Origin of the sequence: Streptomyces sp. TM32 (genome assembly GCF_004122755.1) — a bacterium.
Lineage (GTDB): Bacteria > Actinomycetota > Actinomycetes > Streptomycetales > Streptomycetaceae > Streptomyces > Streptomyces sioyaensis.
Window position 1 is genome coordinate 1 of record NZ_SDIG01000251.1, and the last position, 6,819, is coordinate 6,819.

Below are 6,819 nucleotides of genomic sequence, written 5' to 3' on the forward strand. Positions count from 1 at the left end.
CACCGTGACATCAAGCCCGCGAACGTGATCATCACCAACAGCGGCGCCGTCAAGGTCATGGACTTCGGCATCGCCCGGGCCATGCAGTCCGGCGTGACGTCGATGACGCAGACCGGCATGGTCGTCGGTACGCCGCAGTACCTGTCGCCCGAGCAGGCGCTGGGCCGCGGTGTGGACGCCCGCTCCGACCTCTACTCCGTCGGCATCATGCTCTTCGAGCTGCTGACCGGCCAGCTGCCGTTCGACGCGGACTCCCCGCTCGCCATCGCCTACGCGCACGTCCAGGAAGAGCCCCCGGTCCCGTCGAGCATCAACAGCTCGCTGCCGGCGGCCGTGGACGCGCTGGTGGCCCGGGCGCTGAAGAAGAACCCCAATGAGCGGTTCCCCACCGCGGAGGCGATGCGGGACGAATGCCTGCGGATCGTCGGGTCCGGGCAGTCCGGCGCGACACCGCTGATCATCGGCGGGGGCCCGCCGGCACGCACCAGCGGCTCGTCCGTCTCCTCCGCGGTGTTCCCCTCCGCTTCCGGCGCCCCGCACACTCCGGCCCCGCCGAACGTGCAGCAGCCGTATCAGCCGACCCAGGCGGCCGGGTTCGGGCCGTCGACGCCCCCGCCGCCGAACAACGCCTATCCGACGCCCACGCCTGGGCCCGCCCCGGCACCGTTCAACGCGGGCGGGTTCCCACCCCCGCAGGCGTACACCCCGCCGCCCCCGCCCGTCACGGCTTCGATGCCGTCGACCGGCGGTCCCGGCGGCCGGAAGGGCAACTCCGCGGTGATCGTCATCTCGGCGATCATCGGTGTGGTCGTGGTCACCGCGATCGCGATCGGTATCGGTCTGAGCGCCGGCTCCAGCGAGGACCACGGCGGGGGCGTGACCCCGACCCCGACGTACTCGTCGTACTCCTCACCCACCGAGAGCGTCCGGCCCGAGGACAAGACGGCGACGATCCTGACGTCCGAGTGCACCCACCCGACCAAGAGCTACAGCGAGAAGGGCAAGATCCTCGTCCCGTCGTTCCGCTTCAAGAACCTGGACTCGGTGAAGAAGTGCATCGAGGCGGCCGGCTGGAAGTACAAGATCGTCGACGAAGAGGACAGCTCGATCTGGGGCAAGAACACCGTCACGGATCAGAGCCCGGCCGCTGTCAGCTGGTGGTACCCGGACACGGACCAGACCATCGACCTGACCATCTCGACCGGCCGCAGCGACTGACGGCAACCGGCCCACGGGTCTCCGGTACCTGACGGAGGGGCCGGCACGCACCCTGCGTGCCGGCCCGTTCTGTCTGTGTATGCGGCGTGCCGGCGGCCCCGGCCGACGATTCCAGGGAATTCCCTAGAGATACGGACCCGAGCGGGCGCCTCCGTGACCGGGCTGCCCCTCCTCGCCGTCCATCGCCGCGACGCCGGGCGGCAGCGCACGGCGCATCGACTCCAGCTGGGCACGAGCCGCCATCTGCTGAGCGAACAGCGCGGTCTGGATGCCGTGGAAGAGACCCTCCAGCCAGCCCACCAGCTGGGCCTGGGCGATCCGCAGCTCCGCCTCCGTCGGCACCGACTCATTGGTGAAGGGCAGCGACAGCCGCTCCAGCTCCTCGACCAGTTCGGGCGCCAGCCCGTCCTCCAGCTCCTTGACCGAGCTGGCGTGGATCTCCTTGAGACGGACCCGGCTCGCCTCGTCGAGAGGCGCGGCCTTCACCTCTTCCAGCAGCTGCTTGATCATGCTGCCGATGCGCATGACCTTCGCAGGCTGTTCGACCATGTCCGTCACCGGCGTCTCGCGGGACTCTTCGCCGTCCCCGCCACCGGAGCCGGCGCTGCCGAGCGCCATGCCGTCCGGGCCGACAACCAGGACGTGCGGGTTCTCCTGCGACCGTTCGTTCATCGGCATATCCATGCCGCCATTCTCTCGCACCAGGGGTTATGAACGGTGGTGCCCCCTGGAGAACGTGATCCACCCTTCCGAGGGGATACAGCTGCCGCGGTTTCACGTGAAACAAGCGATTCCCGGCTGTTTCACGTGAAACCGTCGGACTTCAGCTGCGGCGCAGCCGAAGGGCGAAGAAGGCCAGCCCCAGGCCGGTGAGGGCAAGACCGGCACCCATCGGCAGGACCCGCTCCACCGGGGCTGCGGGCGTCTCCATGGCGTAGGGGCGGTCCGTCGCCGTTTCACCGTCCACGCCGTCCGGCACGGGACCGTCCTTCTTCGGGGCGGCAGTCGGCAGCGGCGGCAGTACGTCATAGGAGCGCACGGCCCGCTGGTCAGCGACGTTGTGGCGGTGCGAGGCGGACGATCCTGCCGGGACGGCCGTCCCACGGGATGCGGACCCCGCGGGCTTGGAGTGCTTCCGCGCCGGTGCCTGCCGGCCGGGCAGGGAGTGCCCACGGTCGGCACCGGGCGGGCCTCCCGGGCCGGGCGGACCGTGATGCCCCCGCCGGGGGAAGTCCCTGCCCCTGCCCTCGGGGCCCGCGAAACCGAACGGGGGCATCGGCCCGATGAAATCGGGGCCGAACCGGTGATGCGGGTGGTGACGCCACTCTCCGTGCCCGCGACGTCCACCGAAGTGATGATGCGGAGGCCGGTGCGAGGACCCCGGAAGGGCGTACGGCGGCAGGCCCGGGAAGTGGTCCGGCAGCCCCGGGACCCGCGCGGACGCCCCGGAGTGCCCGGGGTGCGCCCGCCCCGTCCCCCGGCCGTCGGCCGGTGAGGAGCCAGGCGTCAGATCGTCGGCGTAGCCGCCCAGCCCGAAGTCGCCGGTTCCGTAGTCGTCCCGGCCGTCGTCGTCGCGCTGATCATCCGGGCGGGCTGGTTGGGAGGGGCGGTCGACCGGAGTGGCCCGTCGGTCCGCAGCCACCGCGGGGGTGGTGCCCAGAGGAACGGGCAGGACGACGGAAGCCACCAACAGACCGGTGGCAATGCGCGAACGGAATCCTGGAGCGACCACATGCCCCTCCCGTGCCGAGCCGTCGAGTGACCCGTCCAGCGTCACATGTGATGAGATTCACGGCATCTCAGACATATCAGGCGGGTTACCCGTCGGGCATGCGGGAGGGGCAGGCACGGGCCGGGCGGTCGTTCCGGTCGGCTCAGACGGTCAGCACGACCTTGCCGACATGCGCACTCGCCTCCACGATGCGGTGCGCCTCGGCGGCCTCCGCCATCGGGAGCGTGCGGTCCACGATCGGCCGGACCTGACCGTTGGCGATCAACGGCCAGACGTGCTCCCGTACGGCGGCGACGATGGCCGCCTTCTCGTTCAGCGGGCGGGCCCGCAGCCCGGCGCCGGTGATCGCGGCGCGCTTGGCCATCAGAGCGGCGAGATTCAGCTCCGCCTTCACCCCGCCCTGCAACCCGATGATCGCCAGCCGTCCGCTGACCGCCAGCGCCTTGACGTTCCGCTGCAGGTATTTCGCGCCGATGATGTCGAGGATGACGTCCGCGCCCGCCCCGTCGGTGGCCTTGCGGATCTCCTGCACGAAGTCCTGCTCGCGGTAGTCGATGAGGATGTCGGCGCCCAACTCGGCGCAGCGCGCCAGCTTTTCGGGGCCGCCCGCGGTGACCGCGACCCGTGCGCCGACCGCCTTGGCCAGCTGGATCGCCATCGTGCCGATGCCGCTGGCACCGCCGTGGACCAGCAGGGTCTCGCCGGGCCGGAGGTGAGCGATCATGAAGACGTTCGACCAGACCGTGCAGGTCACCTCGGGCAGTGCGGCGGCCGTGACCAGATCCAGGCCGGCCGGCACCGGCAGCACCTGCCCGGCCGGAACGGCGACCTGCTCGGCGTATCCGCCGCCCGCGAGCAGCGCGCACACCTCGTCGCCGACGGCCCAGCCGTGCACACCGGGGCCGAGCGCGGTGATCCGCCCCGAGCACTCCAGGCCGGGGTACGGGGAGGAGCCGGGCGGCGGGTCGTAGAAGCCCTGACGCTGGAGCAGGTCCGCGCGGTTCACGGCGCTGGCCGCAACCTCGATCAGGACCTCGCCCTCAGCGGGCTGGGGATCGGGCACGTCCGCCCGGACAAGTGCTTCGGGGCCACCGGGCTCCGGGATAGTGATCGCTCGCATGGGCGCGAGGCTACTCGTCGTCCGCGTACAGGGCGACGGTGCGGGGCCCGCGGATCACCACCGGGCCAGCCTTCCCACCTGCACAGAGGCCGGCCCGTTGGGCGCTCGGCGCACCGGGCACCGCCGGCCGCGCGGCGCCGTCGTCCGCCACCGGTCCGGTGACCACCGTGTGCGCACGAGCCTCCGGATCACGGAGCATGGGAGCCATGTCCCCCTCACAGACCGCCGCGGATCGAGCCGTTCAGGGAGAGGCGGCCGGATGAGCGACGAGCAGCAACCGCGCCGCAGGACCGCCAGATTCCCGCTGTTCCGCTCTCTTTGGTCGCTGTCGAGCGCCGAAGCCAAGGACGACGCGGAGGCCGGCCGCTCCATCGTCCTGCCCGCGCAAGGGATGACGCCGCCGCTCCAGCAGGTGCTGCGCCGGCTGCTCATGGCGCTGGCGGTGCTGGCCGTCACCACCCTGATCGTCTGGTTCGAGCGCGACGGGTACCGCGACAACGCCCACGACGAGGTCACCTTCCTCGGCGCGGCCTACTACGCGACGGTCACCCTCTCGACCACCGGCTACGGCGACATCACCCCGGTCAGCGATGGCGCACGCCTGACCAACATCCTGGTCATCACGCCGCTCCGGGTGCTGTTCCTGATCATTTTGGTCGGCACCACGCTCGAAGTCCTCACCGCGCGCACCCGGCACCAGGTACGCATCCACCGCTGGAGGTCCCGCATGCGAGATCACGTCGTCGTCATCGGATACGGGACCAAGGGCCGCCGCACCATCGAGACCTTGATCGGACAGGGCGTCCCCCGGGAGCAGATCGTCGTGGTCGATCCGCAGAAGACCGCCGTGGACGCCGCCAGCAGTGACGGCTTCGTGGCGGTGCACGGCGACGCGACCCGCTCCGACACCCTGACCAGGGCCGAGTTGCAGCGTGCCGCGCGCGTGGTCGTGGCGACCCAGCGGGACGACACCGCCGCGCTGGTCACCCTGACGGCACGCCAACTCACCCGGCACGCCTCGATCGTGGTGGCGGTCCGGGAGGACGAGAACGTACCGCTGCTGAAGCAGAGCGGAGCCGACCTGGTCATCACGAGTTCCAGCTCGGCGGGCCGGCTGCTGGGGATGTCCATGGCCAGCCCGCACGTGGGCACGATCCTGGAGGACCTGCTGACGTACGGGAGCGGGCTGGACCTCGACGAACGGCCGGTGACCCGGAGCGAGGCGGGCCGCTCCCCCCGCGAGCTCGAAGACCTGGTCGTGGCGGTGGTACGGGGGCACCGGGTACTGCACTACACCGACCCGCAGGCCGCGACGCTGGAGCTCACCGACCGCGTGATCACCATCCGGCAGGCGGTGCCGAGCGACTGACCCGCCGTACCGGACGGCGCGGGCGCATCCGCGCGGCCCGCGGTGGCGGCGGGCCTACCGCTCCCCCGAGGCGTGCCAGTCCGTCGGCGCGTCCGGTGCCCAGCCCGCCGACCAACCCGCCGGCCAGGGAATTTCCAGGAGTTCGACCCCGTTCCCGCGCTTCGCGCCGCCGGGCGGAACGACCGCCAGCGCATCGGCGGCGGCGATCCCGCGGAGCATGGCCGGGCCACGGAAGTGCAGCGGCGCCGCCGACAGGCCGTACCGCTCGTCGTCGCGGTAAGCCACCGGAACGAGCCGGGTGTCGTGCGGATGCCCGTGGACGGGAGCGGCCAGCGGCACGCGGTACGGCGGGGCGGGGCGGCGGGCGGCGAGCGCGCACAGGAGGGGCTCGGCGAGCGTGCACAGCCCGGACACCGCCGCGAGGGGGTTGCCCGGCAGGCCGACGAGGTGCCTGCCCGGGGCCAGTCGGGCGAGCAGCATGGGATGGCCGGGGCGCACCGCCACACCGTCCACCAGCACCTCCGCGCCCAGCCGGCGCAGGGTGGGGTGCACATGGTCGACGGGGCCCGACGCGGTGCCGCCGGTGGTGATCACCACGTCGGCGGTGGACGCGGCGAGCGCGGCGTACAAGGTGTCGGCGTCATCGGCCAGGTGACGCGCCGCGGGCGTCTCGACGCCCAGCGCATGCAGCCAGGGGACGAGCATCGGACCGAGCGCGTCACGGATCAGGCCTTCCTGGGGCAGTCCGTCGTCCAGCAACTCGTCGCCCAGGACGAAGACTTCGGCGCGCGGGCGGGGATGGGCGGTCAGCTCGTCATAGCCGGCCGCCGCGGCCAGGCCGAGGACGGCGGGGGTCACCAGGGCGCCGGCCGGCAGCAGTTGGTCGCCGCGGCGGCACTCCTGGCCGCGCGGACGGATGTCCTGGCCGGGCGGCACCGGCTGCGGTGCGTACAGCCGCCGCCCGCCGCCGCTCGGGGCACGGACCTCGCCGTGTTCGCTGCGCAGGACGGCGGTGGCCCCGGACGGGATGCGTGCGCCGGTGGCGATCGCGATCGCATGACCGTCGAGGAGCACGTCGGTGGCGGTGTGACCAGCGAGGATGCCGGGCGGGAGATCGGCTTCGGGGGTGTCGGCGGGGTGGTCGAGGCGCCAGGGGCCGGGGCCGGCGACCGCCCAGCCGTCCATCGCCGAGGTGTCGAAGGACGGCAGGTCGGTCAGCGCGGTGAGCGGGGCGGCGAGCGTACGGCCGAGCGCGGCGCCGAGCGCCGAGGTCCGGGGCGCGGGCGGCTCGGTCACGGCTCTCCGGGCGATCTCCCTGGCGAGGTGCCAGGGGACGGCGGCCGGCGTGGAGCGGGGGCCGCCGTCCCCTGGCACCTCGCC

General features: G+C 72.4%; 7 protein-coding genes. 2 read left to right on the forward strand and 5 right to left on the reverse strand.

Features of this window, described 5'->3' with window-relative positions; all coding sequences use genetic code 11:
- Positions 1–1,218 (forward strand): protein kinase (locus EST92_RS30330; protein ID WP_135789081.1); only part of this gene is annotated, 1,218 nt, incomplete at its 5' end.
- Positions 1,219–1,341: 123 nt separating this feature from the next.
- Here the strand turns inward: EST92_RS30330 and EST92_RS30335 are convergent.
- The 4 genes from EST92_RS30335 to EST92_RS30350 form a co-directional block, all read right to left on the reverse strand.
- Complete coding sequence (locus EST92_RS30335) at positions 1,342–1,902, reverse strand: bacterial proteasome activator family protein (RefSeq protein WP_174244177.1); 561 nt, start codon at positions 1,900–1,902, stop codon at positions 1,342–1,344.
- A gap of 139 nt (positions 1,903–2,041) precedes the next feature.
- The gene (locus EST92_RS31735) at positions 2,042–2,257 is read right to left on the reverse strand and encodes a hypothetical protein (protein WP_129283886.1); all 216 of its coding nucleotides are present in this window, start codon (positions 2,255–2,257) and stop codon (positions 2,042–2,044) included.
- A gap of 835 nt (positions 2,258–3,092) precedes the next feature.
- Complete coding sequence (locus EST92_RS30345) at positions 3,093–4,070, reverse strand: NAD(P)H-quinone oxidoreductase (RefSeq protein ID WP_006604486.1); 978 nt, start codon at positions 4,068–4,070, stop codon at positions 3,093–3,095.
- Positions 4,071–4,080: 10 nt separating this feature from the next.
- Positions 4,081–4,278: a hypothetical protein gene (locus EST92_RS30350; protein ID WP_129283887.1), complete on the reverse strand. Its 198-nt coding sequence runs from the start codon at positions 4,276–4,278 to the stop codon at positions 4,081–4,083.
- A 51-nt stretch (positions 4,279–4,329) separates the two neighbouring features.
- Between EST92_RS30350 and EST92_RS30355 the strand changes: the two genes are divergently transcribed.
- The gene (locus EST92_RS30355) at positions 4,330–5,439 is read left to right on the forward strand and encodes a potassium channel family protein (protein WP_129283888.1); all 1,110 of its coding nucleotides are present in this window, start codon (positions 4,330–4,332) and stop codon (positions 5,437–5,439) included.
- A 54-nt stretch (positions 5,440–5,493) separates the two neighbouring features.
- Here EST92_RS30355 and EST92_RS30360 read toward each other — a convergent pair.
- Positions 5,494–6,819 (reverse strand): molybdopterin molybdotransferase MoeA (locus EST92_RS30360; RefSeq protein ID WP_135789082.1); only part of this gene is annotated, 1,326 nt, incomplete at its 5' end.

Bases quoted from the DNA above. Each gene is read 5' to 3' on its own strand.
- EST92_RS30335 (WP_174244177.1), bottom strand. From the start codon at position 1,902: ATGGATATGCCGATGAACGAACGGTCGCAGGAGAACCCGCACGTCCTG.
- EST92_RS30345 (WP_006604486.1), bottom strand. From the start codon at position 4,070: ATGCGAGCGATCACTATCCCGGAGCCCGGTGGCCCCGAAGCACTTGTC.
- EST92_RS30350 (WP_129283887.1), bottom strand. From the start codon at position 4,278: ATGGCTCCCATGCTCCGTGATCCGGAGGCTCGTGCGCACACGGTGGTC.
- EST92_RS30355 (WP_129283888.1), top strand. From the start codon at position 4,330: ATGAGCGACGAGCAGCAACCGCGCCGCAGGACCGCCAGATTCCCGCTG.